Source organism: Kitasatospora sp. NPDC032757, from assembly GCF_055579305.1.
This window is the reverse complement of the sequence record NZ_JBVINN010000052.1, coordinates 1-25,140: the sequence shown is the minus strand read 5'-3', so window position 1 is coordinate 25,140 and position 25,140 is coordinate 1. Positions and strand designations below refer to the sequence as shown.

General features: G+C 69.2%; 24 protein-coding genes and 5 pseudogenes. 17 read left to right on the top strand and 12 right to left on the bottom strand.

Translation table 11 applies throughout. The features are described from left to right. Positions 1-79 precede the first annotated feature (79 nt). Complete coding sequence (locus tag ACZ5WK_RS35945; RefSeq protein WP_465554034.1) at positions 80-499, bottom strand: ester cyclase; 420 nt, start codon at positions 497-499, stop codon at positions 80-82. A gap of 114 nt (positions 500-613) precedes the next feature. Here ACZ5WK_RS35945 and ACZ5WK_RS35940 point away from each other — a divergent pair, with 114 nt between their 5' ends. After that, the gene (locus tag ACZ5WK_RS35940; protein ID WP_465554081.1) at positions 614-1,186 is read left to right on the top strand and encodes a PadR family transcriptional regulator; all 573 of its coding nucleotides are present in this window, start codon (positions 614-616) and stop codon (positions 1,184-1,186) included. A gap of 20 nt (positions 1,187-1,206) precedes the next feature. Continuing rightward, entirely contained in the window at positions 1,207-2,187 is a 981-nt protein-coding gene (locus tag ACZ5WK_RS35935) for an NADPH:quinone reductase (RefSeq protein ID WP_465554032.1), read from the top strand. 481 nt (positions 2,188-2,668) lie between these two features. Here the strand turns inward: ACZ5WK_RS35935 and ACZ5WK_RS35930 are convergent, their stop codons facing one another. Together ACZ5WK_RS35930 and ACZ5WK_RS35925 are read right to left on the bottom strand one after the other, a co-directional pair. After that, positions 2,669-3,493 carry an endonuclease/exonuclease/phosphatase family protein gene (locus tag ACZ5WK_RS35930; protein WP_465554030.1) on the bottom strand — a complete coding sequence of 275 codons (825 nt, stop codon included), beginning with the start codon at positions 3,491-3,493 and terminating at the stop codon, positions 2,669-2,671. 68 nt (positions 3,494-3,561) lie between these two features. Further along, positions 3,562-3,702 (bottom strand): hypothetical protein, encoded by a 141-nt coding sequence (locus ACZ5WK_RS35925; protein ID WP_465554028.1) that lies wholly within the window; start codon positions 3,700-3,702, stop codon positions 3,562-3,564. A 64-nt stretch (positions 3,703-3,766) separates the two neighbouring features. On the opposite strand from ACZ5WK_RS35925, the gene ACZ5WK_RS35920 reads away from it, so the two are divergent. Then, the gene (locus ACZ5WK_RS35920) at positions 3,767-4,606 is read left to right on the top strand and encodes a serine protease family protein (protein ID WP_465554026.1); all 840 of its coding nucleotides are present in this window, start codon (positions 3,767-3,769) and stop codon (positions 4,604-4,606) included. Between the two features lie 76 nt (positions 4,607-4,682). On the opposite strand, the pseudogene ACZ5WK_RS35915 reads toward ACZ5WK_RS35920, so the two are convergent. Then, positions 4,683-4,880 (bottom strand): annotated as a pseudogene (locus tag ACZ5WK_RS35915) (IS630 family transposase); the annotation flags it as partial. 54 nt (positions 4,881-4,934) lie between these two features. On the opposite strand from ACZ5WK_RS35915, the gene ACZ5WK_RS35910 reads away from it, so the two are divergent. Genes ACZ5WK_RS35910 through ACZ5WK_RS35895 form a run of 4 tightly spaced genes read left to right on the top strand, consistent with a single transcriptional unit; the run spans position 4,935 to position 7,894 of the window. After that, positions 4,935-5,099 (top strand): hypothetical protein, encoded by a 165-nt coding sequence (locus tag ACZ5WK_RS35910; protein WP_465554024.1) that lies wholly within the window; start codon positions 4,935-4,937, stop codon positions 5,097-5,099. Next, positions 5,096-6,151 carry a radical SAM protein gene (locus ACZ5WK_RS35905; RefSeq protein ID WP_465554022.1) on the top strand — a complete coding sequence of 352 codons (1,056 nt, stop codon included), beginning with the start codon at positions 5,096-5,098 and terminating at the stop codon, positions 6,149-6,151. The genes ACZ5WK_RS35910 and ACZ5WK_RS35905 overlap by 4 nt, the downstream gene beginning before the upstream one ends. Then, complete coding sequence (locus tag ACZ5WK_RS35900) at positions 6,144-7,238, top strand: DegT/DnrJ/EryC1/StrS family aminotransferase (protein WP_465554020.1); 1,095 nt, start codon at positions 6,144-6,146, stop codon at positions 7,236-7,238. The genes ACZ5WK_RS35905 and ACZ5WK_RS35900 overlap by 8 nt, the downstream gene beginning before the upstream one ends. Then, entirely contained in the window at positions 7,226-7,894 is a 669-nt protein-coding gene (locus tag ACZ5WK_RS35895) for a 3'-5' exonuclease (RefSeq protein ID WP_465554018.1), read from the top strand. The genes ACZ5WK_RS35900 and ACZ5WK_RS35895 overlap by 13 nt, the downstream gene beginning before the upstream one ends. 8 nt (positions 7,895-7,902) lie before the next feature. Here ACZ5WK_RS35895 and ACZ5WK_RS35890 read toward each other — a convergent pair whose 3' ends face one another. Continuing rightward, positions 7,903-8,397 (bottom strand): NUDIX hydrolase, encoded by a 495-nt coding sequence (locus tag ACZ5WK_RS35890; protein ID WP_465554016.1) that lies wholly within the window; start codon positions 8,395-8,397, stop codon positions 7,903-7,905. A gap of 151 nt (positions 8,398-8,548) precedes the next feature. Between ACZ5WK_RS35890 and ACZ5WK_RS35885 the strand changes: the two genes are divergently transcribed. The 4 genes from ACZ5WK_RS35885 to ACZ5WK_RS35870 are packed head-to-tail and all read left to right on the top strand — an operon-like array spanning position 8,549 to position 12,383. Next, positions 8,549-9,532 carry a hypothetical protein gene (locus tag ACZ5WK_RS35885; RefSeq protein WP_465554014.1) on the top strand — a complete coding sequence of 328 codons (984 nt, stop codon included), beginning with the start codon at positions 8,549-8,551 and terminating at the stop codon, positions 9,530-9,532. After that, entirely contained in the window at positions 9,529-11,139 is a 1,611-nt protein-coding gene (locus ACZ5WK_RS35880; protein ID WP_465554012.1) for a PEP/pyruvate-binding domain-containing protein, read from the top strand. The genes ACZ5WK_RS35885 and ACZ5WK_RS35880 overlap by 4 nt, the downstream gene beginning before the upstream one ends. Further along, a complete protein-coding gene (locus ACZ5WK_RS35875) occupies positions 11,126-11,764 on the top strand; it encodes an HAD family hydrolase (RefSeq protein ID WP_465554010.1) in 639 nt (212 codons plus the stop codon). Before ACZ5WK_RS35880 ends, ACZ5WK_RS35875 begins: the two co-directional genes overlap by 14 nt. Further along, positions 11,748-12,383, top strand: coding sequence for a PIG-L deacetylase family protein (locus ACZ5WK_RS35870; RefSeq protein WP_465554008.1), 636 nt, complete (start codon positions 11,748-11,750; stop codon positions 12,381-12,383). Before ACZ5WK_RS35875 ends, ACZ5WK_RS35870 begins: the two co-directional genes overlap by 17 nt. A 156-nt stretch (positions 12,384-12,539) precedes the next feature. On the opposite strand, the pseudogene ACZ5WK_RS35865 reads toward ACZ5WK_RS35870, so the two are convergent. Beyond that, a pseudogene (locus ACZ5WK_RS35865) lies at positions 12,540-12,974 on the bottom strand (transposase); the annotation flags it as partial. 289 nt (positions 12,975-13,263) lie between these two features. On the opposite strand from ACZ5WK_RS35865, the gene ACZ5WK_RS35860 reads away from it, so the two are divergent. From ACZ5WK_RS35860 to ACZ5WK_RS35850, 3 genes are all read left to right on the top strand, one after another. Continuing rightward, the gene (locus ACZ5WK_RS35860; protein WP_465554006.1) at positions 13,264-14,424 is read left to right on the top strand and encodes an ADP-ribosylglycohydrolase family protein; all 1,161 of its coding nucleotides are present in this window, start codon (positions 13,264-13,266) and stop codon (positions 14,422-14,424) included. Between the two features lie 338 nt (positions 14,425-14,762). Then, complete coding sequence (locus tag ACZ5WK_RS35855) at positions 14,763-15,689, top strand: recombinase family protein (protein ID WP_465554004.1); 927 nt, start codon at positions 14,763-14,765, stop codon at positions 15,687-15,689. 219 nt (positions 15,690-15,908) lie between these two features. Next, complete coding sequence (locus ACZ5WK_RS35850; RefSeq protein ID WP_465554002.1) at positions 15,909-17,147, top strand: DUF6236 family protein; 1,239 nt, start codon at positions 15,909-15,911, stop codon at positions 17,145-17,147. Between the two features lie 139 nt (positions 17,148-17,286). Here ACZ5WK_RS35850 and ACZ5WK_RS35845 read toward each other — a convergent pair whose 3' ends face one another. Both ACZ5WK_RS35845 and ACZ5WK_RS35840 read right to left on the bottom strand, forming a co-directional pair. Continuing rightward, complete coding sequence (locus tag ACZ5WK_RS35845; RefSeq protein WP_465554000.1) at positions 17,287-17,664, bottom strand: hypothetical protein; 378 nt, start codon at positions 17,662-17,664, stop codon at positions 17,287-17,289. Then, a complete protein-coding gene (locus ACZ5WK_RS35840) occupies positions 17,661-18,332 on the bottom strand; it encodes an ISAs1 family transposase (RefSeq protein WP_465553998.1) in 672 nt (223 codons plus the stop codon). The genes ACZ5WK_RS35845 and ACZ5WK_RS35840 overlap by 4 nt, the downstream gene beginning before the upstream one ends. Before the next feature lie 3 nt (positions 18,333-18,335). Between ACZ5WK_RS35840 and ACZ5WK_RS35835 the strand changes: the two genes are divergently transcribed. Then, a complete protein-coding gene (locus ACZ5WK_RS35835; RefSeq protein WP_465553996.1) occupies positions 18,336-18,464 on the top strand; it encodes a hypothetical protein in 129 nt (42 codons plus the stop codon). An 851-nt stretch (positions 18,465-19,315) separates the two neighbouring features. Here the strand turns inward: ACZ5WK_RS35835 and ACZ5WK_RS35830 are convergent. The 4 genes and pseudogenes from ACZ5WK_RS35830 to ACZ5WK_RS35815 all read right to left on the bottom strand — a co-directional run. Then, positions 19,316-19,891: a hypothetical protein gene (locus ACZ5WK_RS35830; RefSeq protein WP_465553994.1), complete on the bottom strand. Its 576-nt coding sequence runs from the start codon at positions 19,889-19,891 to the stop codon at positions 19,316-19,318. Between the two features lie 326 nt (positions 19,892-20,217). After that, complete coding sequence (locus ACZ5WK_RS35825) at positions 20,218-20,448, bottom strand: hypothetical protein (RefSeq protein WP_465553992.1); 231 nt, start codon at positions 20,446-20,448, stop codon at positions 20,218-20,220. Between the two features lie 2 nt (positions 20,449-20,450). Further along, positions 20,451-21,725: pseudogene (locus ACZ5WK_RS35820) on the bottom strand (KAP family P-loop NTPase fold protein); the annotation flags it as partial. 147 nt (positions 21,726-21,872) lie between these two features. Next, a pseudogene (locus ACZ5WK_RS35815) lies at positions 21,873-23,363 on the bottom strand (Clp protease N-terminal domain-containing protein); the annotation flags it as partial. 719 nt (positions 23,364-24,082) lie between these two features. Here ACZ5WK_RS35815 and ACZ5WK_RS35810 point away from each other — a divergent pair. Together ACZ5WK_RS35810 and ACZ5WK_RS35805 are read left to right on the top strand one after the other, a co-directional pair. Next, positions 24,083-24,286 carry a hypothetical protein gene (locus ACZ5WK_RS35810; protein WP_465553990.1) on the top strand — a complete coding sequence of 68 codons (204 nt, stop codon included), beginning with the start codon at positions 24,083-24,085 and terminating at the stop codon, positions 24,284-24,286. Between the two features lie 152 nt (positions 24,287-24,438). Further along, positions 24,439-25,140: pseudogene (locus ACZ5WK_RS35805) on the top strand (hypothetical protein); the annotation flags it as partial.

Below are 25,140 nucleotides of genomic sequence, written 5' to 3'. Positions count from 1 at the left end.
GGACCATGGTCTGGCACGCCACCCTCGCACCACCGGAAGCCGGTAGACGTCCCGCACTGCAGCCGACGGACCTGTGCTCTCAAGGCGCAGGCACGGCACCGATCTGCTGCATCACCCCGAGGAGGTCGGGCTGGCCCCGCTCCTTGATGATCTTTCCGTCGGCCAGGTAGTAGAGGTTCATGGCCTGGACCGAGATGGTCTTTCCGCTGGCCGGGATTCCGAAGAACTCGCCCTGATGCGTTCCGCGCATAGTGAACCGGGCGGCCACCGTGTCGCCCTCGGTGACGGTCTCCTCCAGAGTCCACCGGACATCCGGGAAGCCCGCGCGCATCATCGCGATCAGCTCCAGGTAGCCCTCAGGGCCCCGCAGCGGTTCCGGGTGGCTCGGCGCATGAAACTCGGCATCCGGGGCGATGACCTCACGGGCAACGTCCTCGTCGGCTGTGTTGATGAACTCGACGAAGCGACTCATCACGGATTCGGTGGATTGCGGCGACATGTCCGTCCGCCTCTCTCTTCTTGCACTGCCCGCTCGCAACGAGCGAGCGGAAGAACCACAGTACATCGATTCGATGTGTGCATCGAATCGATGCAGGTGTGGGACGATAGGGACATGCTTGACCTAGCGATACTGGGCTTCCTGGCCGAGCGGCCTTTGCCCGGACATGAACTGCGCCGCCGACTCTCGGAGCTGACGGGCTACACCCGGCCGGTGAGCGACGGCAGTCTGTACCCGGCGATCAAGCGTCTCGCCGCGGCGGGCCTGCTGGAACGGCGCGCGGACCCGGCCGCGGGCCCGGCCCGCTACATACTGAGCGTGACTGACGCCGGGCGCACCGACCTGCTGAAGCGGCTGCGCGCGCCCGCCGACCACGAGATCAGCGACTTCACGCGGTTCTTCACCGTACTGGCGTTCCTGTCCCTCCTGCCGGACGTCGCCGAACAGCACGCGGTGCTGCGGCGGCGACTGGAGTTCCTGGAGGAGCCGGCGAGCTTCTTCTACGACGGCGACCGGCCGCTGCGTGCCGAGGACGTGGCCGACCCCTACCGGCGCGGCATGCTGCTGACCGCCCGCGCCATCAGTAGCGCCGAACGGGCCTGGTTGCACCAGGTTCTGGACGGCGACGAGCCAGTCACCGCGCGCGCCGGGACGGACCCCTCTACGCTCGGACAACCTGTGCGCTGACCAGCCCCGGAGAGCCGCTCATGCTTGCGTCCTGGTACGACCGACAGGGCCCCGCCGCCGACGTGCTGCGCGTCGGCGAGCTGCCCGACCCCACCCCCGGCCCGGGCGAGGTCCGCGTCCGCGTCACCGTCTCCGGTGTCAACCCCGGCGACACCAAGAAGCGGCGCGGCTGGCTCGGCTCCTCGATGCCCCACCCACGGGTGATCCCGCACAGCGACGCCGCCGGAGTCGTCGACGCCGTGGGCGAGGGGGTCGACGGGCGCAGGGTCGGACAGCGGGTGTGGATCTACGGCGCCCAGTCCTACCGGCCCTTCGGCACCGCCGCCCAGTACACCCTCGTACCCGCCGATCTGGCTGTTCCGCTGCCCGACCACCTCAGCGACGAAGTCGGCGCGGCCCTCGGCATCCCCGGCATCACCGCCCACCGCGCCCTGTTCGCCGACGGACCGGTCGACGGCAAGCTCGTGCTGGTGCACGGCGTTCTGGGCGGGGTCGGCTCCCTGGCCGCGCAGCTCGCCCGCTGGGGCGGGGCCACGGTGATCGCCACCGTCCGGCGCGGCGCGGATCTCGCACAGGTCGATCCGGCTGTCGTGTCCCACGCCGTGGCCCTGGACCAGGGGGACCCGGCGGCGGCGATCCGCGCGTACGCACCCGAGGGCGTGCACCGGATCGTCGAGGTGTCCCTGTCCGACAACGCCGACCTCGACAACGCCGTGGTCGCGAACGGCGCGGTCATCGCCGCTTACGCGACGAGCGCGGACCGGACCGAGATCCCCTTCTGGCCGCTGCTGTTCAACAATGTCCTCCTGCGCTTGATCGGCAGCGACGACTTCCCCGAAGAGGCGAAACGCCAGGCAGCACGCGATCTGACCGCCGCGGCCGCCGTGGGTGCCCTGACCGTCGAAGTCGGCGACCGCTACGAGCTGGCGGACATCGCCAAGGCCCACGACCGCGTCGACGCCGGCAGCCGCGGCCGCGTCCTGGTCATCCTCCCCCAGTGACCCCGCCCGTCGTTCACCACGCCCACGGGTGCGTCCCCTGATCAGCCGAGGAAGCAGCCGAGCGGTACCAGGGACGGCGCGACGTTCTCAGCCGAGACAAGACCTGAGCGTGCCTCCTACGACAGAACGTCTGATTTCGCGTTGACCTGCGAGATCAGGAAGACAATCCCAGATCGCGGTCGTCACCGGCACGGTGCTGATGCTCGCCGCCATCGTCGGCCTCGCGGTCGCAGAGTCTCGGCTGAACGCAACGGACCGACGACGCGACGAGGCTGGTCAGCCTGGATACTCCGCCTGGTTGGCCAGCCTCATTCGGTCGGGTGACCAAACGGGCTGCAGGACTGCGCTGTTCGAATCGCCTGACCAAGCCCCGCTGTCTGAAGTCATGAACAAACGCTGTCGAATCTCCTGGACAGAGCCACGGAACGGACTGACTCGACGGCCTGGCCGGCGAGGGGTGCGGACCGTCATTGTCGAGGTCCTATGGACCTGGTGACGCAGCACGTCGAGTTCCATCAGGTCCACGGCCGGACCCAGCAGGTCCTCCGTGGCAGGCCGGTCCGCACCTGTCCGGATCAGCGGACGTGGTTGATGAAGACGCGGGAGCCGTCGTGGAGGTCGATCGTGGCTCCGTATCCGATGGCCGGCGGGGTGGGCAGGGAGGAGTAGAGCGCCACGGAGGCGATCTGTCGGGGTCGAAGCGGGCCTGGTAGCGGACCTTGCGGTGGGTCTGTCCCGGCAGGGTGTCCGGGTCGAAGTAAGCGCCCGTCGGCCGGCGGTCGGAGCTGATCTCGTTCCAGTCGGCGCCTATCCCGCCGGGGAGCCCGTCCTGGAAGGCGGACAGCACCCGGTACGCCTCGCTCAGCCGCTGCGGGGGCCGGAACGGGTCCGCATGGTAGGAGCCGAGCCGGATTCGCCCAGCCGCTCCGGTTCCGGTGTCGAAGACCGCCGTGGTCATGGCGTGCCAGAAGTCCACCCCGCCGTTGCAGGTCCAGAGGGTGCCGGGGACCGGTTCGACGCCAACCCGCCAGAGCAGGCCGACGTGGAACCGGTGAAGGCTGCTGCCCAGCGCGGGCTCGGGGTCCGTGCTGGATGCGCGGGTCGCCTCGCAGGACATGCCAGTGTCGTCGGCGAGGCGGCGTAGGACTACCGCGGCCTCCTCGGGGTCCTTGCCGATGATCTCCTGGACGGCGAGGACGTCGGCGTCGAGGCCGCGGATCACCTGCACGAGCAGGTCGTAGCGCTCCCGTTCCTCGCGCGAGGCCAACTGCCCCAAGTTGAACAGGTTGTAGGTGCCGAATCGCATGAAGTCTCCATAGTGGATGGCCCGTTGGGGTTGATCAGCTACGGGTGGACCGCCGGGTGGATGCCCTGTCAGGCGGGCTCGGGCGCCGCCTCGGCCACCGTGCTGTCACGCTGGCCGGGCACCTCGGCGGCGAACTGGCCGGCCTGAAGCAGATAGGCGGCCCGGTATCCGCCGTCGAGGTCGCTGATTTCGGTTCCCTCCGACGCCATTGAGGCATCAGTCGCGCTTCGTGACCTACTGAATGCCCGCGAGGCGGGAAAATACACGACCGGCGTGGGGCTGAAGCAGACAGGTGGGGAGTTCGCCCCACAGATCGCCTTATTCGTCTACGTCCCCAAGAAGCGGCCTTCCGAGGAGGTGCTGGAAGGCGAGCTGGTCCCGGCCGAGTTCGGCGGCTACGTCACGGACGTCGTCGAGGTTCAGCCGGTTCGCATCGACGACACCGCGAGGTACGACCCTCTGCGTGGTGGCATCGAAATTTCGAGGGAACGACTCATCCAGGACGGCATCTTCGCCCCGCCCACGGGCGCGCTGGGGGCCGTTGTCACCAGCCGCGTTCTCGGCGGTGAGGCCCAGTTGCTCACCTGCGCCCATGTGGTGCAGCAGAGTGACATCAACGTCTACCAGCCCGGACTGGTGTCCATTTCACCGTCCAGCGACGTGGTCGGCACCGTTGAGGCTTTGCGCCACGAGTTCAATCCGCTGTTCCTGGACTGCGCGACCATCGCTCTCAACGGGTCCCGCAGCGCGAAACCGATAGTGGAGGAGATCGGCGCGACGCAGGGTGCCATGGTGGATCTTCCGCCACTGGGAGAAGTGGTCAAGAAGCGCGGCAAGCGTACCCTGCTGACGTTCGGTTTCGTGGTGAGGCTGAGCTCGTCGGGCTTCGTGCCGGCCATCGATCAGATCGAGATCAGTGGCGCGGTGCCCTTCGTGACCTTGTTCGCGGGCAAGGGCGACTCGGGATCGGTAGTACTGAATTCAAGCAACCAGGTCATCGGGCTCCTCTTTGCGATACCGCGAGAGGACCTCGGCGCAGGCTTGGGCAGCGGTGGCCTCGCCATGCCCATTTTCAACGTGCAGGAAGCCCTGCAGGTCGACATCGCCCAGTGAACCCAGTGGGAAAAGCTGGCTCCTTCGCGCCCGGAGCTACTGAAATTGAATGAGTGGTGTCGGGTACTGGTGGGGGTCAGCCGTCCATGATCAGTCCGGCTTGGGTGAGGCATCCGTCGATCAGGTGTGGTCGGTACTGGATCTTCTTCAGGCTCCGCTTGACGGTCCTGGTCAGGTGGTCAAGGTTGGCCACGGCAAGGTTGCCGATGGTTCGCTTGACCAGCGACCAGATGCCTTCCTGCGGGTTGAGGTCCGGCGCGTACGAGGGTAGTTCGCCCGGTTCGAGGAGCGCACCGGCCGGCCCGCCAGCGCGGACGAACACACGCTGATGGCCCGCGTCGGCCGCATCTACCACCTGCTCGCCGCCGACCGGCCCGAGCAGTACCTGGTGCTCGACCGGCGCACCGTCGGCGAGGACGAGGCCGTCGAGTTCATCACCGAGGCGTGCCGCACCGTGGCCGCCGTGACCGACCCGGAAAGGGTGACCCCGTGAAACCCGCGAAGCCGATCAGCCTGCTGTGGGGGCTGCGCTCCCACTGCGCCTCCCACGGCTGCCTGTACTGCTACTTCGGGACGATCACCGAACAACGCGAGCGGATGCCGACCGCCCCTGGGGCGCTGTCCCACCTGTCGCCGAACGACCTGACCACCGACCATGTGCTGGCCTTCGGCGCCACGCTCGCCGACTCACCGGTCGGCCGGGTGTTCCTCGCCGGCGGCGAGCCGCTGCTGTGGAAGCCGATCCTCAAGCTGGTCGAGATCCTTAAGGGCGGTGGCGTCGAGGTCGTGGTGTGCACCAGCGGCGTCGCGCTGAACCGTCCCGACCTGCGGGAGTCCCTGGTCGAGCTGGGCGTAGACGCGGTGTCGGTGTCGCTGGACTCCGCCGACCCCGTCCACAACGACACCTGGCGGCCGCCGCGCCGGGAAGGCGACGGCTGGCAGAAGGTCGTGTCCGGGATCAGCGCCCTGCTCGCAGCGCGCGGCACGGCTGCGCGGCCCAAGGTCGGCATCTACAGCGTGATCACCCGCCGCAACCTGGCGGACGTCGTCGCCGTGCCCGAGCTGGCCGCCACACTCGGCTGCGACTACGCCGTCGCTCAGCCGATCGCCCTGGACCCCGACCACCGCCTGGCTGGCCAGCTCTCCCTCACTCCCGGCGACCTGCCCGACCTGCGCCGCCAGTTCGAGGAGCTGTACGCCGCCGGCCTGCAGCTCGTCCTTCCCGACCGCACCTACCCGGGACAGGTCACCTCCGCGGTCGCGCAGCCGATCGGCTTCGTGCCGGGCTGCTTCGGCGGGAACACCCTCTACTTCATCGAACCGGACGGCACCGTGTGGGACTGCCCCTCGTCGCTGAAGATCGCCGCCACCGCCCCGGAGCGCCGCCGCTCGATCAGGGGTGCCACCGCGAGGGAGCTGTTTCCCGCCCCGGCGGGGTGCGGCGGCGACTGCTCCCTGTTCAGCGTCGACTGCGTGAACATGTGGCCGCTCACCGCCTTCGACCGCATCCTCGCCCCGGCCGGGCGGGAGGCGGCCGATGTCTGAGCGCAGCGCCGCCCACCAGGCGATGGCCGCAGCCGTCGCGCGAATGCCCGACCCGGTCGGCTACCGGGAGGCCGCCCGGCTGGAGGCCGAGCTCGCCGCCGTGTTCGGTGTCCGCCACGCGGTGGCCGTCTCTTCCGGCACTGCGGCGATCCACACCGCACTGGCCGCCTGCGGCATCGAGGCGGGCGACGAGGTCCTGCTGCCCGCCGTCACTGTCGTCATGACGGTCGCGGCCGTCGTCGCCGCGGGGGCCCGCCCGGTGTTCGTGGACGCCGCCGAGGACGGACGCGGCATGGACCTGAAGGACGTCGCGGCCAAGACCGGCCCGGACACAAAAGCGATCGTGGCCGTGCACCTGGCCGGCCGTACCGATGGCATCCACGAGCTCGCCGCCTACACCTGCACCGCAGGGCTGCGCCTGATCGAGGACGCCTGCCAGGCCCAGGGCACCACCACCCGAAGCCGCCACGCCGGCACCATCGGCGACATCGGCTGCTTCTCTCTCAAGGACGGCAAGATCATCTCCTGTGGGGAGGGCGGCTACCTCCTCACCGACGACACCGCCCTCGCCGAGCGGGCCGCCGCCTTCCGCACCCACTGGCAGACCCCCGCCCCCGGCGCCCCGGCCGGCAGCCGCCTCGGTGCCAACTTCCGCCTCGCCGAGCCCCTCGCCGCCCTCGCCCGCCACCAGCTCGCCCGCTTCCCCGAGGCATTGGCGCTGCGCCGCCGACAGGCCGCCGCCCTGCACCGCGCGGTCGACGGCACGCCCGGTCTGGAACCGGTCACACCGTTCGCGAAGGAGGAGCCCAACGGCTACAGCGCCCTGTGGCGCCTCACCGTGCCCGAGCCGCGCGCCTTCAGCACCCGCCTCGCCACGGCGGGCGTAACGAACAGCGTCGGCACCCACCGTCTGACCGCGGCCCACCGCCACCCGGCCTGCGCCCGTTTTGCGACCTGCGATCTTGCCCGCGCGGAGGCTACTGTGGATGCCCTGCTGGCGGTCCCGTTTGCCGAGCACGACACCGAACAAGACATCCAGCACTGGGCATTGACGATCCGACAGGAGGTCGCCGCGTGGACCTGTTGATCAAGGACCCGCGCTTCACCGACACGACCTTCGTCGTGATCGACTTCGAAGGACTCACCCCCGCAGGCCGCCCTGCCGAGCCGATCGAGGTCGCGGCCCTCGCGCTGCGCGCCGACCGCGGCCGGCTGGTGGAGGTCGGCCGGTTCGAGTCGCTGATCCGCCCGCCCGCCGACGTCCCCGTCACCTCGTTCGACACCGCCCAGACCGGCATCACACCTGCGATGCTCGCCGCCGCAGCCCCGGCCAGCGAGGTGATGGCCCGCCTGGACGCACACCTGAGCGTGCCGCCGTACCGGCTGGTCGCCCACCACGCCTCCACCGAAGCCGGGATGATCGCCCACCAGGCCGAGCACTGCCCCACCCTGGCCGCCACGCCGCTGCTGGACACCGTGCGCCTCGCCAAGGCGGTCCTGCCCGGGCTCGGCTCCTACCGGCTGGACAACCTGCTCGGCCACTACGACATCCCCAAGCCCCCGGACAGGCACCGGGCCATGCCGGACGTCGAAGTCACCGCCCAGGTCCTGGCCAGGCTGCTGAACGCGGGGTGCACCACCGGCCGGTGGCGCACCCTGCTGGAACTGGACATGGCCGCCGGGCTGCAGCCCAAGCGCCTCACCCCTGTGGTCCCGGAGGCGGAGCAGAGCGCCCTGTTCTGAACCCCGACTCACGCCGCCAGGCGCAGCGACCCGTCGGAGATCATGCCGAAGAGCTGCTTCACCTGGAGGCGGGAGTCCTCCGACAGGCCCTCGACCTCGGCCACTTCCTGCTCGGTGAACCACCGCACCTCGTGCACCGCGCCGTCGGCCGGCTCGTCGTCGCTCACCCGGGCGACGTAGACGTGGTCGATGTGCCGGTGCGGCTCGCAGGTGTGGTTGTCGGCGCAGGCGTCCATCTCCACCACCCACCACGGCGCGACGGGCGCGCTGTGCGGGAACCCGGAAGGCAACGGAAGCGAGGGCCCGGACAGCAGCTCGGCGCGCAGCCCCGTCTCCTCCTCGACCTCTCGCAACGCGGCCTCGGCCGCCCCCTCGTCCACCTCGACATGCCCGCCGGCCGGCAGCCACAGCTCCAGCCGCGGGTGCCACACCAGAGCCGTCCGGCACACCCCGTCCCGACCCAGGCGGAACACGAACGCACTGGCTGTCGATTCCTTGATCATCCACGTCTCCGCTGCACTCGGCCAACCTCACACCGCCCCGGCCCAAGGGCACCGGCGGCAGGAACCGAGCCTTTCACACCCCGCACCACCGCCCTGACCAAACGTCACCATCCGGCCCTGCGCGCCGCCCGCTCCTGACAAGGAGATGCCCATGGAGCCCGTCTGGAACGGCCTGCTGACCTGCGATTACGAGCACACCAGGTCTGGCAGCACCCTGCTGGAACTCGACCTGTACACCACCTCACTCACCCGCTGGCCGCTGGTGTTCATGGACGATCCCCGCCCGTACGGGAAACTGCGCCGCGCGGGGATCGTCGACATCCCCGAGCCGGACCACCTTGCCCTCACCGCCCGCTGGCACCACCTGCTCGCCGATCCCGCCTACGCCACCGCGATGGTCACCACCGCCCGGAAGCGCCAGCAGATCGCCGACGCCACCCTGACCGCCCTGGAACACCAGCTGGACCACGGCGAAGTGGCCGAGCGGCAGCTGGCGCAGGCGACCGAGGCATTCCTTGGCGTGATGAGCGCCCACATCGTCAACTGGCTCCTGCCCGACGACGACTGGCAGCAACTGCTCGCCGACCTGCTCGGCGGCAACGCCGAGGGCCGGGCCTGCCGCCTGGCCCTGAACACCCCCGACGCCACCGGCCACCTCCTGGACGCCCACCTGGTGCTCCTGGACGGCGCCGCCGCCATCGCCCAAGGCGCCGACCTCGCCACCGCGGCCGACGCGCTCGCCGCCCGCGCCGGAACCCTGTACGGCGACGGCTCCCCGGCCGCCGCCGCGATGCCTCTCGAAGACCAGACCCGCGCCGCCCACTTGCTCACCGCCGCCACCACCACCGACACCACCGGCCAGCGCACCGCCATCGACGGGGCCCGTCGCCGCGTGGTCCAACTTCGCGACGCATGGGCGCTGGCCGCCCAGCTCGCCGCCGCCGGCGACCCGGTCGCCACCGCGCGGGTGGCCGCGCTGACCAGCGTGTGCCGGTGGGCCACCGGCAGCGAGGAGAGCCGCAAGGTCCAGCGGCACCGCTTCCTCGCCGCCACCCGCCGCTGGTGCGAACGCCACGGCACCGACCCCGCCACCGTCACCACCGTCGACCTGCTGGCCCCAGGAGCCGCCCGATGACCACCACCGCCCTGCCTTCGCTCGACCAGGCGCTGACGACGCAGACTGCCGGGGCGAAGGCCACCGCCCTCGCCCGCCTCTTCGCCGCCGGTCTGCCTGTTCCCTCCGGGATCGTCATCCCCGTCGGCCACCCCGATGAGCACCTGGCGGACGCCGTCGCCGAAATCCTCGCCCACGTCCCGGCTCCTCACGGGCTGATCGCCCGCTCCTCCGCCGTCGCCGAGGACGGCACCACCGCTTCCTTCGCAGGCCTGTTCACCTCCCGCATCAGCACGGCCGAGCCCGCCGCACTGCTGGACGCCGTCCGAGCCGTCCGCTCCTCCGCCCACCACCCGACCGTCACCGCCTACAGCCAGGCCCTCGGCACCCCCGCCCTGCCGGCCATGGCCGTCCTCGTACAAGCTGTCCTACGCCCGGTCTGCTCGGGTGTCCTGGCCGCCGAGGTAACCGACGGCCGGTGCACCGGCTGGCGGATCGAGGCCATCCGCGGCCTCGCCGAGCCGCTCGTCTCCGGCACCCAGACCGGCGAGACCCACACCAGCGGCCCCGGCCACCGGCACACCGTCCGGCCTGCAATGCAGGAGACCCTCCAACTCCCGGGTTCCCCCGGAGAGTTGAAGATGCCCCCGGGGGAGTGGGTCGACCTTGACCCGGCCACCGGCACCCGGGCGAAGATCCTGACGTCCGACGCGGGCGTGCTGCACCTCCACACCCCAGCCGGCCTGGTCGAGGAGCCGGTGCTCACCCCCGAGGCGCGCGAGCAGCTGCTCGCCACCGCCGCCCGTGCCGCCGCCGCCCTCGACCTCGACCAAGTCGACGTGGAGTGGGCGATCACCGCCGACGGCGCGCTCCACCTCGTCCAGGCCCGCCCGCTCACCGCACCCCTCGCCGACCACACCACCAGCCAAGCGGGCTCCACCGACGGCCAAGTGCTGCACGGGATCGCAGCCGCCCCCGGACGAGGCACCGGACCCGCCACCCACTTTGCAGGCGCCGACAACCCCGCGATCGCCGACCGGGTGCTGGTCTGCCAGGTACTCGGCCCCGAAGCCGTCCCGGCGCTGCTCACCGGCCCGGCCGCCGTCGTGGCCAGCACCGGCGGCGAGCTCTCCCACACCGCGATCATCACCCGCGAACTCGGCATCCCCTGCGTCACCAACGTCACCGCCGCCCGGGCCGCCCTCACCCCCGGCACGGTCGTCGAAGTCGACGGTGGCGCCGGCACTGTCCGCCCCGCCCCCGCCGTCCCCGCCCAGCGCACCGCACAAAGCCACTCGCTCGCTACCACCGCGGTGCTCACCCACATCCTGACCGGCAGCGAGCCCACCGACGGCCGCGCGGCCACCGTCCTCCTCCACGACCCAAACGGCCTGGTGCCCGCCGACCTCACCGCCGGCACGGGTGGCGTGCACCGCATCGGGGTGCTGATTCCCGGCGACCTCGCCGTTCCCGCCACTGTGCCGGACGGCTGCCAGACGGTCGACCTGCCGGGCCTCGGAGTGCTTCTGTGGCCCACGGACGCACCGCCCCCGCCCAAGACCATCGCCGTCCTCGGCCCCGAAGGACAGATTCTCCACCAGCGGACAGTTCCCCATGCAGACCACTGAATGGCACCTTGAGAACGTCGCGGCGCTGATCGTGGACTGGGACGGCACCGTCGTCGACAACACCAGCGCTCGGCACGCCGCCCTCCAAGCCGCGCTCGCACTTCACGGAATCGACGTGCCCGCCGACCGATACCGCCAACTCGCCGGTTTGCCCGTGCGCGACGTCATCGCCGTACTTGTCGGGGGCGCCGCCTCCGTTCCGGTGGAGGACGTGGTGGCGCGCAGCCGGGCCGCGCTGCTCGGCGGGCCCGCACCCGCCCCCATCGCCTGCACCCTCGACCTCCTCCACGCAGCCCGGCGCCTCGGCATTCCCCGGGCCGTCGCCTCCAGCGCGGCCGCCATCCTCGTCCACCACGGCATGCGACTTCTTGGCCTGGCCGAACTCCTTCCGGTGGTTGTCACCGCCGAGGACGTCGCCTGCGGCAAGCCCGCGCCCGACTCCTACCTGGAAGCCGCCCATCGGCTCGGCGTCGACCCGGCACTGAGTCTGGCCGTCGACGACGCCGACGACGGCATCGCCGCGGCCCAGGCCGCCGGGATGCGCACTCTCACCATCCGAGGCGGCCGTCTCGCCGTCCCCGAACCCGCCATGCCCCACGGAGGTCCACGTGCCGCGCAACCCTGACGACCAGGCCACCGGACCGCAGTCCGTGCTCGCCGTCTTCGCCCACCCCGACGATGCCGAACTCTGGGCCGGCGGCACCCTCGCTCTCCACGCCCAGCACGCGCCCGTCAGCATCGCTGTCCCCTGCCACGACCCGATCCGCGACACCGAAGCCCGGGCCGGGGCCGCCATCCTCGGCGCCACGCTCCACCAACTGCCCGAGCTCCACGCCGAAGCCATCCGGGAGCTCCTGATCGCGCTCCGGCCGTTCGTCGTCATCACCCACCCGATCAACGACGTCCACACCGCCCATCGCCGCGTGTGCGAAGCCGCCCTCGAAGCGCTGCCCGAGGCGAAGATCGAAACCGGCCGACCGCGCCGCCTCTACACCAGCGACACCTACAACTCCCTCACCCTCAGCGGGCCCGTGACCCCCACCGTGATGGTCGACGTGACCAGCACCTTCGACACCAAAATGCGGGCCCTGCGCAAGCACCGCTCCCAGCCGATCGACGACCACTTCGGCCCCATGGCCGAACACCTCGCCACCCTGTGGGGCAGACGCAGCGGAGCGCTCCACGCCGAGGCCTTCACCGCCCTGCCGATCCTCGGGCGCCTGCCCACAGCCCCCCACCTGTGACACCTGCGGCTCCGGCGGCAACCGCGAATCGACTGGGACGAGCTCGAACGCCGAGTGCCTTCAACCGGAGCCTGCTCGGCACCAGCTGGCTAAGGGTTGTCCCGCAATTGATCTTCGATGGTGGCAGGCACTCTCGCCCATCGGTGGCAGACCGGACTACGCGGCCTGGAGGAGGTTGTCGAGGTGGGCGATGCCGAGCATGGCGTGGTGGACGCCGTCGCCCTTGAGGCGGCAGTCGCGAAGGATCTTCCAGGTCTTCATCCAGGCGAAGACGTGCTCGACGCGGGCGCGGACCTGCTTGTGCTCACGGTTGTGCTCGGTCTGCCACTCGGTCAGCTCGCGGCCTTTGGGCCGGCGGTGCGGGATCACGAGGCCGGTGCCGGGATAGCCGCCGTCGGCGATGGTGGTGGTCCTGCCGACGGCGGCTTTGGCGCCGGACTCGGCCCATGCCTTGCAGTCGTTGCGGTTGCCCGGAACGGGTTTGCCGACTGCGACGACCAGGCGGGTGTGGGCGTCGACGACGACCTGGTGGTTGGTGGAGTACCTGTAGTTCTTGGACTTCTCGGCGATGGCATGGTCCCGGGTGGGGAGACGATGCGGCGTACGGCGACGAGCCGGAGCGATCCCGGGGTCACGTACTGGTGGACGCTCTTATTCAACTGTCGTCAGTTCGGCGTAACGCCAAGCTGGATGGTGACACTGGGTAACCTCCCAGCTCACCTGGACTGGACCGCTGCCCCGAGACATGATCGCGGATATCGCCGGTCGGCTTACTCCCTGGGTCGTCCCGGCCGATACCGCCAACCGAGGTGGGGGCGCTCGCCCTACGATGGTGGCCGCGTGCGTCTTGATCAAACTGCCGGCGTGGGGGAGTCGCAAGGTGGAACAGCTGTCATGGAATGAACTGGCCGCCTACCGCGCCCGGGTGCGCGGGTGCCTGCTCGGCGGGGCGATCGGGGACGCGTTGGGTAACCCCGTGGAGTTCCTGTCACTGGATGCGATCCGGGAGAAGTACGGCGAGGCGGGCGTCACCGATCTCGTCCCGGACCACGGGGGTGTGACCGGGACGGTCACCGACGACACTCAGATGACGCTCTTCACCGCAGAAGGCTGGCTGCGCGGCTACTCTCGGGCCAAGTCGCGCGGTCTCGGCGGCGCCGAAGCGATGCTCATCCGTGACGCGTATCTGCGCTGGCTGGACACCCAGAACCACCCCGCGCCGCCGCCCGCTGACAACCTCCGGCACCGTTCCGGCCGGCTGCGCGAGGAGCCCTGGCTGTACGCACGACGGGCACCCGGCAACGCTTGCCTGGCCGGCCTGCGGGAGAACTACACGCCCGACCCGTACGGCAAGCCCGGCGGCAACCCCGGCCCGGTGAACCCTGGTTCGAAGGGGTGTGGCACCGTGATACGCTCCGCGCCGTTCGGATTCACCGACCACGGGGCCGAGCGTGCCTTCGAGTTCGCCGCCCAGTGTGCCCAGATCACGCACGGCCACCCCACCGGCTACTACGCCGCCGGTGCGTTCGCCGCCATGATCAACCATCTGGTCCACGGCGAGTCACCGGAGGGTGCGGTCCTGCGAGCCATGGAGCTGCTCGCCCGCTACCCCGACCACGAGGAGACAACCACCGCGCTGCGCAAGGCCGTCGACCTCGCCGCCGACGGTGAGGCGACGGCGGAGAAGCTCCAGACCCTGGGCGCGGGCTGGGTCGCGGAGGAGGCCCTGGCAATCGGCGTCTACGCGCTGCTGGCTCGTACCCGCACCCAGACCTACTACCTCGGAAGTCAGGGCACTGTCTGCGACCCCAGGCCGGCCCGCACCCCCATTGAGGCCGCCTTCCTGCTCTCCGTCAACCACTCGGGCGACAGCGACTCCACCGGCTCAATCTGCGGCAACCTCCTCGGTGCTCACCACGGCGACGTGGGTCTGCCGCAGGACTGGCTGGAGCGGGTCGAAGGGCGCGCGACGATCGCCGTGCTCGCCGACAACTGCGCCTCCGAGGTGTACCCGGGTGAGAGGCGGCCCTGGCATCACTGACGCCATGCGAAGAGTGATGGTGCAATCGCCGTCGTGCGCCATGATTCCTGTGGGGAAAGGGGGCTCGGTATTCCTCCAGGATTGAACGCTAAGCCGTCGTAGGGGGTTGACCAGGTTCGCCGGATCGGGTGCCCGGTCGAATGACAAGTGGGGGCTGAATCGGTTGATTCCGCCCCCAGGTGCCGATCCGATCGACTCGGCGCGCCGACTTGCGGGAACCGGCAGCTGATCCAATCGAATCCGGTCAATCGTTCCGCCTCCCCATTTCGCCCCCGCTCGAGTGGTCTGCGGACACCGCCGGGCCCCGCCCGGCCCACCCGGGGAAAGGCGAAGACCACATGGCCGACCGGCTCTACCTGTGGCACTCCACTGACAAGCAGACCGACGCCCGCCAGCGCCACGCCCTGGCCCCGCTGCTGGCCGCCGGCGCCCCCGTCTACGAGGACCCCGCCACCTCCACCCGGCAGCTCTCCCTCGACCGCGCCGGATTCACCCGGCTCCTGAACGAGGCCGCCGTCGGCGACACCATCCGCATCGCCGACGCCGCCCGGCTCTTCCGCTCGGTGGCCGACATCCTCGCCCTGCGGCCGGTGCTGATCCGCCGCGGCCTGCACCTGCGGGTCGAGTCCGGACTGCTGTCCGGCATCGACCTCGCCTCCGACGATCCCGGCACCAAGATGATGGTCAACGTCCTCGCCGCCGTGCTGGAGTTCCAGCGCGACATGATCAGCGAGAACACCCGCGAAGGCGTCGCCGCCGCCGAAGCCGCCGGCAAGACGCTCGGCCGCCCCGCCGCGCTCGACCCGGACCAGGTGGTGAAGGTGGTCGAGGCGTTCAGCAAGGGCGCCGCCGTCAAGGCCCTCGCCCGGCAGCACCAGGTCGACCCGAAGACGATCCGCCGCGTCCTGGACGCCGCCGGCGCCAGCGAACTGCCCGAGCAGCTCGACGTTCTTCCGGCCCCGGCTGCCGAGCAGCAGCACCAGCAGCCCGCACCGGCCCCGAACACCACCCTCGACCTGCCTGGCCTGCTCGCCGAACACCTCCTACGCACCGCAGGCGACGAGAAGATCCGCCGCGCCGTCATCTCCGGGCGCATCATCCGCCGCGGCCAGGGCTACTCAGTCCGCCTCACGGCGCCGCTCGAACTTCACCGCACCGCGCTGCATCAGGCCAGCGCACTCGCGGCCGGCACGGCCGGGCCCGCCGAGCGCAAGGCCCACCGGGTCTACGCCACCCGCATCACGGCCGCGACGACCGCCCCCTGATCATCAGGGGCTTACCGCTAACGACGGCCTGATTGACCGAAGCCGTGGGATGTCTGTCAAGTCAGCATGTTGAGAGGTGGTCTCCGCGCTGTGAAGCTGGAGGGCAGCGAGTGGGGCCGCCATCAACTGCGACAGCGCCATACTGGCGACGTTTCATGACGGGACTGGAGAAACGGCCCGGAAAGCGTGTCGCACCGTGTCGCCGGTAATGCATATGGCATGACCGGTGGAGCGATTCGGGCGTACGGCCTCTACTACCCCTACTTCCGTGTGCGTGAGGACAGTTGGCTCAAGGTGATGGCGTTGTACTGGCCCAAGATCGTTCGTCTTGTGCCACCTGACGTGCGGGACCACGCCGCGGTGTCTCACACGGTGCGGGCGCTCACCGAAGAACTCAATGTCCTCGACCGGGTTCCCGCAGGAGCTTCGGTGCAGGCGGTGGCCCAGCAATTCGAGGACGCCCTGTCGCGGCCGTCCCTCGCGTCCTTGCGCCTGTTCCGAACCGGGACGGCGATGGATCCGTCGACCCGGGTAGCCACGCTCCATGCAGGAGAGGTGGACCCGCGTCTGCGGGTTCTGCTGTCGGAGCTGGGGATCGCGCAGGAGTTGGGGAGCTCTTTGGATCTGCGCGAGCAGGTGAGGTTTGAGCCGACAAACGGACCGACAGCCGAGACCTGGGCGGAGCTGGGCTTCCCAACCTATGCAGCGGTGGATGAGCGCCTGGCGAAGGTCTACAAGAGCGTGCTGGCGGGAGACTTCGCTCGGGCGAACAGGATGCAGCCGACCACTGACCAGGAAACGGCTCACGTGGTCTCGGAGGACTGGGGCACTGACCAGATCGAAGCCGCTCTTGTCGGCCGGCCGCCCATGGCTCCGTCGGCAAACCATGGTGCGCTCGCTGAGACGTTGGCCTGCTTGGCACTCGAACTGGTCGTTCCCAGGGATCTCTCGGCGGTTCCAGTCGAGAAGATCATCAAGCTTCGACAACGCCACGGAGCGGAGTTCATGGCCTTCGGCGCCCAGGTGGACCAGGTCGCTGCGGAACTGAGTGACCTCACGGAGATCCGTGACGCCACCATGCTCACTCGCTACCTTGAGAGCGTGGTGGCTGAGCGGTTTGCCCGCCCCCAGGACGAGCTGAGGAAGCAGATGAAGGCCCTCGGGCTCGATGCGGCGACCATGGCCATCAACGTCAAGACCGAGATCCCCGCTGGTGTGGCTGTGCTAGGTGGCAGTGCGCTTCTGGCGGGGCACCCGGTGGTCGCGGCGACAGCCTCCGCGGCAATCGGGATCATCGGCGTCCGCCGAAGTGTCCGGGAAAGACGGGACACCGTCCTCCAAGCCGCGCCGGCCGCCAGCTTCCTTCTTCACACGGGTGACGCTCTTCTACCCAAGAGCCTATTGGAGCGCTCCCTTGGCCAGCTCCAGCGCGTGGTCGGCACTGCCTCCATCAGGTAGCGGGACGGCCGGGCCGATCAGCGACCTGGGCGGGGCCGGAGCGGGGTGACGTTGGCCGTGTTGCCGCTGAGCACGTCGCGTAGTTCCTGGTTCTCCAGGGTCAGGGCTTCGGCAAAGTCGCGTGATGTCCGTTTCGTGATCACGTGAGCCCAAGGAGGGCGAGTGGTCGCTGCGGGTCGCGGGCATTGCGCCGCAGTGCGGCGGCGATGCCGCGGACGCCTGCGAGACGGAGTGCACCGATGGTGAGGTTGCGCCAGGTGGCCATCGCCCGGGGTGCGCTGCCGGTACGGAGCTGGGAGGCGTCCTCGGCGAAGGTCACGTCCCGGATGTGGTGCAGTGCCTCGATGGACCAGCGGCCGCGTATCAGGGCCGCGAGCTGTGCGGGAGTGGCCCGGCCGGCGGGCAAGCTGGTGACCGCGTATATCGTCTTGATGGTGATCTTCCCGGTCCTGCGGTTCACTCGGCGGCGCTTGAGCTGGATGGCCTGGCGGGCGTGCGGGAAGAGCAGGTTGTTCACGGTGGCCGCCTTGATGCGGCGGATCTCGCCCCGCCCGTGTCCGGTCTCCCTGATGCGTCCCTGCAAGGGATCGCTTGCCAGGGAAGGGACTTGAGCTGCTTGCGAAGCTTCTTCTGGTTGCCCTTGACGATCACGATGTAGTGGGCGGACCGGCTCATGACCAGGTAGTCGGCGTGCTCGCGCTGGGTGTGCATCGCGTCGCTGGTCACCACGGCTCCTGCGAGGCCGGCGATGGTGTCGAGCAGGGGCTGGAAGCAGGTGATCTCGTTCGCCTTCTCGCCGACGTCCAGCTGGGCGAGGACGCTGCTGGTGGTGTGGTCGAGGGCGGCGAGCAGGTGGATCTTCCGGCCGTTCGCCCGGGCGGCGCCGCGCAGGCTCTTGCCGTCCACCGCGACCGCACGCAGCCCGTTCGCCGGGAGGTTTTGCGGCTGGCGGTCGGCGAGCCAGCGTCCCACCGCGCGGTCGAGTGCGTCTCCGTCGATCCGGGCGAGGACCCGGCGGATGGTCGCTTCGCCGGGTGTCGGATGGCGTCCGGTCAGTGGATCGCACCGGGCGCCGAGTGCACTGAGGACGTCAGGTGGAGCGTCGGCGGCCCACTCGCTGATCGCCAGAAGCGAGGTCGCTCCGGCCAACACGGCGGTGGCGGCCAGCGCGAGCACGTACGTCAAGGCATGGCGCACCCCACGGGGATCGCGGGGATCAGGCACCTCGGCCAGCCGTTCCAGCAGGCCAGGGCACTCGCCCGGCCTGGTCGGCGGCTGGTCGCGGAGCTGGTCAAGGGCAGGCGGGATCAGGGATGATGCAGCGGCAGGCACGGTCTTCCAGCGGGATGCACGGGGCGTCGAGAACTCCATGATCTTGGAAGCCCGTGCCTGCTTCACGTCCGGACCGCTTACCCGCCGCGGACCGTGACCAAGCGGACGATTCGTCACTTTGCCGAGGCCCTGGTGGGGTCGGTGTTCGGTTTTGGAGGCCCGGTGCTGCGCCCCGGGGCCTGTTCTGTTGTCCACAGGTCCGGTCCCGGAGGTTGGCGGGCATGACGACCAGGACCTGCCCGGTGGTCTGCCGGGACCACGCCGAGCTGACCGCCCGCCTCCGGGTTGTTGTCCGGTCGGCGCCCGCGGCACTATCCAGGCCTAGCTGCTGGCCCTCCTCGCCCGGCACGTCGACGGCCGGCCGCTGCGCCTGGGCGGCTGGCTGCGCCGGGACAGGGCGACGGCCCGGGTGGTCGGGAGGCTGGCTGTCTGGCTCGGTGTCAGGCTCGGCACGGTGTGGCGGCACGCCCGCGGCACCCGCTGGCCGGCCGGTGCCCGGCTGCGTGGTGCGGTGGCGTACCAGCTCCGCCGGGAGTTCTGCGTGGAGCTCGCCGAGCAAGACGTGCAGCGAGCCAAGGAAGCGGCCCGAGACGCCCGTCGACGGGTGCCTGTGGTGCCTGTCGCGTGGGTTGTCGCGTCTGCTGTCGCGTGGGGTGCTGACGCGTGGTGTGACGTGGGTGGATGCCCCCGGTTTCCTTGTGTGGGGTCGGGTGCGACAGGTGGGCGTGGCTGCGGGCTGGGTGAGGTCGTCGGGGGCCGCCGCCTCCGCGTCGACCAGGTTGCTGCTTCCTGCGCCCGGTCGTGGACCGCAATTCGCGCGAGGACACCTCGGTCTGTCAGCTGGCGGCCAGGTTGACGAGGTATCCGGGTTGGACGCCGTTGATGGTGCGGATGGCGGTGCCGGAGGAGACCCAGACGCTGGTCGGGGTGTCGCTGGTGGGGATCTGGAAGACGCCGTGGACGGGGCCGGTGGTGTTGGGGTTGATGCCGAACGTGGGGCCGGTCTGGCCCTTGCTGTGCCAGTACTGCTCGTAGTCCAGGGCGTGTGCGGCGTCGTCCTGGGTCTGCTGGTAGTGGACACCGCCGACGTTGAGGCTGACGGTGTTGTTGGCGCTCCAGGTTGCTGTCTCGGTGCCGACGTTGGTGGCGGTCATGGCGAGGACGCAGTACTTCTTGCCGGCCTCGGGCGTCGGTGTGGGGGTGGTGGAGTTGGCGGCGTAGGCCAGGACCTGTGGGTCGAGGCCGTTGCACGTGACGCTGTCGACAGTCACCCGTAGCAGGGTGGGCGGGGCGCCGTTGCTGTAGGTGATGGTCAGCGTGAACGGCTCGCCGACGCGAGGAAACCGGTGGTGAGATCCGGTGCACCAACCGGTCGCCGCCCCTTCCGCCCGCTGCGCCCGGATTCCGGCCATCTGCCCAGGTCAGAGGCCATGGTGAGTGGCCATCAAGGTGAAACTCACCACCCCGACAACCCTCTCCTTCCCCTTCCTGTCCTTGGCTTTGTGGGTGGTGGTTGGGTGGGGCGGTGGCGTTGAGGGTTCGCTGCGCCTGCGGCGGGCCTTTTCTTCTCTCGCGTCCGGCTGGTGCCGGCCGCTCGCGGTGGGGCGGTGGCTGGGGCGCGCGGGCGGCACCAGAAGGCCCGTCAGGCCGCCTCGGCCGGGCCCGGCCGCCGCGTTCCTCGGACGGGGCGGGCGAGACGGCCTGGAGCGCTGACCCGGCGGGCGCCGGGCCCGCCGGGTCAGCGCCTGAGCGCGGCGAGCCGCTCCAGCTGGACGACACCCAGATCGTTGTCGAGGCCCCGACCTCGTTCGGCGAGCCTGTCGACTTCTGGTCGGCCGTGGCGGCGGCGGTCGACGACTACCGCGTCGACCGCCAGGCTGGCCAGTCTGTCCGGCTGGAGCTGTGGTCCGAGAGGCGCCAGGAGGCTGATCTCGGGGTCGGCCGGGGCGTGGGTGGACTCATCTGCCATTGTCAGCTTGCCCCCTCGGTTGAAAAGGGTCGGCTGACCAGCTCCGCGCGCAGCGCTTGGCGAGTCTTCTTGTCTCCGATACTGCGGAGCAATGCGATAAACGTGTTGTTGCGGGCGAGCGTCGGAAAATCTTCGGGCAGTGCGGTCTCCAGCAGCTCAACCTCCCTCCTCAACTCCTCGCCCGTCGCAGACCTGTCCGGCGCAGGGATGCCCTGTTTCTGAAATGTCCTGCGCGCGACCGTCCACCATGCATGATTGGAAGGTGGAGGAGCTGAAACCCTGGCGCGCACCGTCGCATAGTCGAGAAAATCCCCAATAGGGTCATCGCTCGATTCATCGCGCACCATAAAATCATAGAATGACGCGTATAGGTGCTGCAGGAGTATTGCGGTTATAAGTAGTGAACTATCCAGCGGCATCGCACTCCATGCAGGATTAAGGCGGTATTCTAGGATGAACCCATTGATGATCCGCTTGATTCTTCGAGGATTGCTTCCGGCCCGCTCGAGAAGGATGTTCGTCACTATATCGTCGACCAAGTGTGAGGTTCCAGATCGCTGCCCGTAGCCTTTTATCAGTTTCTTGAGCTGTGACTCGTCGGGCGGGGAGACGCGGTACGCAACTTGAACGATCTTTTCGAGATAAGCCCGTCCCTCGTCCACGCCGCCACGTGCGGATGTGGAAACACTTCGGGCAAGTACGGAAAAGTCACATGCTAAAACAAAGATGAGTCCTGGGGCGTCCAGGTATAATTTCACGGCTTCGCACACTTCGATGACTACATCATCGGAGCATCGATCGAGATCGTCAACGAAGACCACAAGGGCTCGACCGGGACGACCGGGGTTATTCACCCAGTCCGTCAGCATGCCTGAAATCAGGTCACGCATTTTATTGCGCGACTTCGCATCGACGGTCAGCGTGTTCCACATTTCATCTATCAAGCGTGAAACGCCCAAAAATCGGCCGATGATCGCGGATATGATCCATGCCATGCCGAGTGCGCTCCTGTGGTCGGTCAAACTGCGAATCCGGCGCCGCACAACATTGTCGTCAAGCCGCCCGAGAACCGACTTGATCAATCCCTCAAGTGCACTACTTCCTTGGGCCGTCCACGCATTGAACCGAACGCAGGTAATTTCTTGTTCGCCAGCCGATTGAGACCGGAGGTCAGACTCGATCAGTCGCAGTAGTGTACTTTTACCTATGCCCCAGCCCCCGTCAATTGCCAGAACAAAGGGGGCTGCTGTTCTCGAAGCAGTCAGTATGGAGGCGATGCCTGCGGCGATCTCACCCGCGCCGAGAAGGTCATCGTCCGATTTATCGGCAGGCTCATCATTCAGCAGCTTATAAGTTTGCCCGATGTCACTGCTTCCGATTTCACCCGAGGTGGCGGGCCAATTGACATCCGAATGCACTGCAAGAATTCGCTGCATCGGCACGCCGGACAGCCTGGAGATTGCTTCGGCGATGTCCTCTTCACGGACCTCGGCGACGACGTCCGGGTCGCCCTTCCATTCCTTCTCCCGCTTGGCCTTCGCGGTGAGCAGCTGCTTCTCGTCGTCACGCAGTGAGGCAGCCGTATCGAAGTCCTGTGCGTCGATGGCGCTTTCCTTCTCGCGGCGCACGTCGGCGATCTTCTCGTCGAGCTCGCGCAGGTCCGGCGGCGCGGTCACCCGGCGGATTTGTACCCGGGAACTGGCCTCGTCGATCAGGTCGATCGCCTTGGTCGGGAGGAAACGGTCGGAGATGTACCGATCGGCCAGGGTGGCGGCGGCGACTAGGGCGGCGTCCGTGATGGAGACGCGGTGGTGCGCCTCGTACCGGTCGCGCAGTCCCTTGAGGATCTCGATGGTGTGCGGCAGCGACGGCTCGGCGACCTGGATCGGCTGGAAGCGGCGCTCCAGGGCCGCGTCCTTCTCCAGCTTGCTGTACTCATCGGGCGTCGTGGCGCCGACGGTCTGCAACTCACCGCGGACCAGCATCAGCTTCAGGATCGAAGCGGCTTCGATCGCGCCCTCGACGGCGGCCGCACCCACCACGGTGTGCAGATCGTCGATGAACAAGATGACATCGCTGCGGGAGTGGATCTCCGCCAGCGCCTTCTGCAGGAGCTCCTGCCTGCCGTTGGCGCTGTCCGCCCGCGCCATCAGCGCGTCCCAGTCGAGAGCGTAGAGCTGTTTGTCCTGGAGGTACCCAGACACGTCGACTGCCGCAAGCATCTGGGCGAAACCGTCCACAACGGCGGTCTTGCCGACACCGGGCTCGCCGATCAGGACGGGGTTGTTCTTGGTGCGGCGGGACAGCACCTGCATGACCCGTTCGATCTCCTTCTCGCGCCCAATGACGGGGTTGGGGTGGGAATCGCGGGCGGCCCGCGTCAGGTTGCGGCTGAACTGGTCCAGGATGAGTGGGGTGTCCTCGGCCAGGCTCCCGGCGACGGCGGTCTGGTCACTGGGCAGTGCCTCGATAACTTGCTGGCGCACCCGGTTGAGGTCGGCGCCGAGCTTCACCAGGACCTGGGCGGCGACGTCCTCGCCCTCGCGGATCAGGCCGAGCAGGATGTGCTCGGTGCCGATGTAGTTGTGGCCGAGCTGCAGGGCCTCGCGGAGCGACAGCTCCAGGACCTTCTTCGCCCGGGGGGTGAAGGGAATGTGATCGGACGGGGCCTGCTGGCCCTGGCCGATGATCTCCTCGACCTGCTGGCCCTGGCCGATGATCTCCTCGACCTGCTGGCGAACGGCCTCGAGCGAGATCCCGAGGCTCTCCAGGGCCTTTGCGGCGACACCCTCACCCTCGTGGATCAGACCCAGGAGGATGTGCTCGGTGCCGATGTAGTTGTGGTTGAGCATCCAGGCTTCTTCCTGAGCCAGGACGACAACCCGCCGCGCGCGGTCGGTAAACCTCTCGAACATTTCGCTGCTCCTCGTGGAGCACGCTCCTTGCAGTTGACCGACTATGGCGGTGGTCGGTTGCGGTTAAGATCGCCAGTGTCCAGTCAGCCCGCCGTAGTCCATGGCCATCGCCACGCCCCTCTCGCACTCACCACGTTACGCCGCGTCCGACGCTGCTACGCAGCTCAGCCGTTGACCAAGCGCTGACTGCTTGAGCTGGGATTGCTTTGGTCCGGCAGTCCGGCACCTTCCCAGAGAACGGCGCCAACCTCGCCCTGCACGTCCGGGCTGGCTTCGGCGGGGCGGGGCTCGACTGGCGCCTGGCCCGGCCGGGCCGGGCGCCAGTCGAGCAGCACTCCAGGCCGTCTCTGACCGCCCGAACGCGGCGAGCCGCTTCAGCTGCTCGGCGGCTGACCTGGCCCAACCGGCTCTTGGTGTTCATGGCCTGTCCGCAGCTGTCGCGTCTGCCTGTCGCGCCCCCTTGCCGCGTGGGGTGCTGTCGCGTGCTGTGACCTGTGCGGATGCCCGCTCACCCCCGTGTGTGGTCGGGGCGCGACAGCTCGGCGCGACAGACCCCGAGCGCAACGAGGGGTGCAACGCGAGACTCCGCGTTGCACCCCTGACTGGGCCTTCGCCTCTCCCGGACGACGGCTGGCCGCGTTGCACCGCGTGGTCCGGCCCCTGGCCCTGCGTCCGGCCTGCCCTCGTTCACCCTGCCGTTCAACCCCGCGCCGACGGAGGTGGGGCCCGGCGATTTCGCCGGCCGGGAGCTCACCTTCTACTACCGCCCCCAGGTCCCCATCGCGGTGGCTGACCTCGGGCGCACCGCCGGCTACACCCTGCGCTACGCCGAGCAGGGCCTGATCGCCTGCGTCACCGAGCCGGTCTTCGACGCCCTGTTCTGCGACCCCCGGATCGACCCGACCCGGTCCAACGGACGCTGAGGAGCAACGCCCGATGTCAGACGACCTGTTCAACTCTGTCGACGCCCACGAGGGAGCTGAGCAGCAGTGAGCCCGGATGACCCGAACCAGCCGAACGAGGCCGCGCTCCTGACGCAGGAGCTCATCGACCAGGGCTACGCCAGGTCGCCAGGATGCTCGGGCGCGACGCCTCCCTCGTCTCGCAGTTCTTCACCAAGGGCAAGGGCGCCGCGTTCGTCGGCGCCCTGCGCCAGATGGTGCGTGCGGTACGCGGCGGCGAGCGCGACGAGGAGGCACTGTCGGGCATTGCCGAGGCGAACACGACCCGCCGCCGCACGAGGACGGGGCAGAAGGCGAGGGTGCGGGGCAAGGACGTGATCGGTGTTCCGGGCGGGTCGATGGCCGGCCGGGCGGGGAAGCAGGCCATCAAGTCAGGTGCCGCGCACCTGGCGGTGGCCGACCTCGTTCTGCCCGGCGACGCGTCGATGTACGTCATGAGCGCGATGGAAACGTCCCGCGAGCTCATCCGGCACTCCTACTACCGGTACGAGTTCGCCACCGTCGCCGTCACGCATTCCCTGTCCGCCCTGGAGCACGTCCTTGCCGAGCGTCTGGCGATCAACGAACCACTCCAGGACCTCATCGAGCGGGCCACCGACGCAGGGCTCATCACGGCCGAACTCGCCGCCGAACTCGACCGCAGCCGACTGCTGCGCGACGAACTCACGCAGGGCACCGTGACAAGTGCCGCCCTCGGCCCGGCCAGGGCCATCGCCATGCTGCGTGCCGTCTTCGATGCTGTTTCCCTCCTCCTTCGCCCACCATCTGCGGCAGACGTGGCAGCCGTCGACATGAGCGGAGCACAGCCTGAAGAC

Bases quoted from the DNA above. Each gene is read 5' to 3' on its own strand.
- ACZ5WK_RS35935 (WP_465554032.1), top strand. From the start codon at position 1,207: ATGCTTGCGTCCTGGTACGACCGACAGGGCCCCGCCGCCGACGTGCTG.
- ACZ5WK_RS35940 (WP_465554081.1), top strand. From the start codon at position 614: ATGCTTGACCTAGCGATACTGGGCTTCCTGGCCGAGCGGCCTTTGCCC.
- ACZ5WK_RS35930 (WP_465554030.1), bottom strand. From the start codon at position 3,493: ATGCGATTCGGCACCTACAACCTGTTCAACTTGGGGCAGTTGGCCTCG.
- ACZ5WK_RS35910 (WP_465554024.1), top strand. From the start codon at position 4,935: ATGGCCCGCGTCGGCCGCATCTACCACCTGCTCGCCGCCGACCGGCCC.
- ACZ5WK_RS35875 (WP_465554010.1), top strand. From the start codon at position 11,126: ATGCAGACCACTGAATGGCACCTTGAGAACGTCGCGGCGCTGATCGTG.
- ACZ5WK_RS35890 (WP_465554016.1), bottom strand. From the start codon at position 8,397: ATGATCAAGGAATCGACAGCCAGTGCGTTCGTGTTCCGCCTGGGTCGG.
- ACZ5WK_RS35945 (WP_465554034.1), bottom strand. From the start codon at position 499: ATGTCGCCGCAATCCACCGAATCCGTGATGAGTCGCTTCGTCGAGTTC.
- ACZ5WK_RS35830 (WP_465553994.1), bottom strand. From the start codon at position 19,891: ATGGCCGGAATCCGGGCGCAGCGGGCGGAAGGGGCGGCGACCGGTTGG.
- ACZ5WK_RS35880 (WP_465554012.1), top strand. From the start codon at position 9,529: ATGACCACCACCGCCCTGCCTTCGCTCGACCAGGCGCTGACGACGCAG.
- ACZ5WK_RS35850 (WP_465554002.1), top strand. From the start codon at position 15,909: ATGACCGGTGGAGCGATTCGGGCGTACGGCCTCTACTACCCCTACTTC.
- ACZ5WK_RS35835 (WP_465553996.1), top strand. From the start codon at position 18,336: ATGGCGCACCCCACGGGGATCGCGGGGATCAGGCACCTCGGCCAGCCG.
- ACZ5WK_RS35885 (WP_465554014.1), top strand. From the start codon at position 8,549: ATGGAGCCCGTCTGGAACGGCCTGCTGACCTGCGATTACGAGCACACC.
- ACZ5WK_RS35855 (WP_465554004.1), top strand. From the start codon at position 14,763: ATGGCCGACCGGCTCTACCTGTGGCACTCCACTGACAAGCAGACCGAC.
- ACZ5WK_RS35925 (WP_465554028.1), bottom strand. From the start codon at position 3,702: ATGGCGTCGGAGGGAACCGAAATCAGCGACCTCGACGGCGGATACCGG.
- ACZ5WK_RS35825 (WP_465553992.1), bottom strand. From the start codon at position 20,448: ATGGCAGATGAGTCCACCCACGCCCCGGCCGACCCCGAGATCAGCCTC.
- ACZ5WK_RS35900 (WP_465554020.1), top strand. From the start codon at position 6,144: ATGTCTGAGCGCAGCGCCGCCCACCAGGCGATGGCCGCAGCCGTCGCG.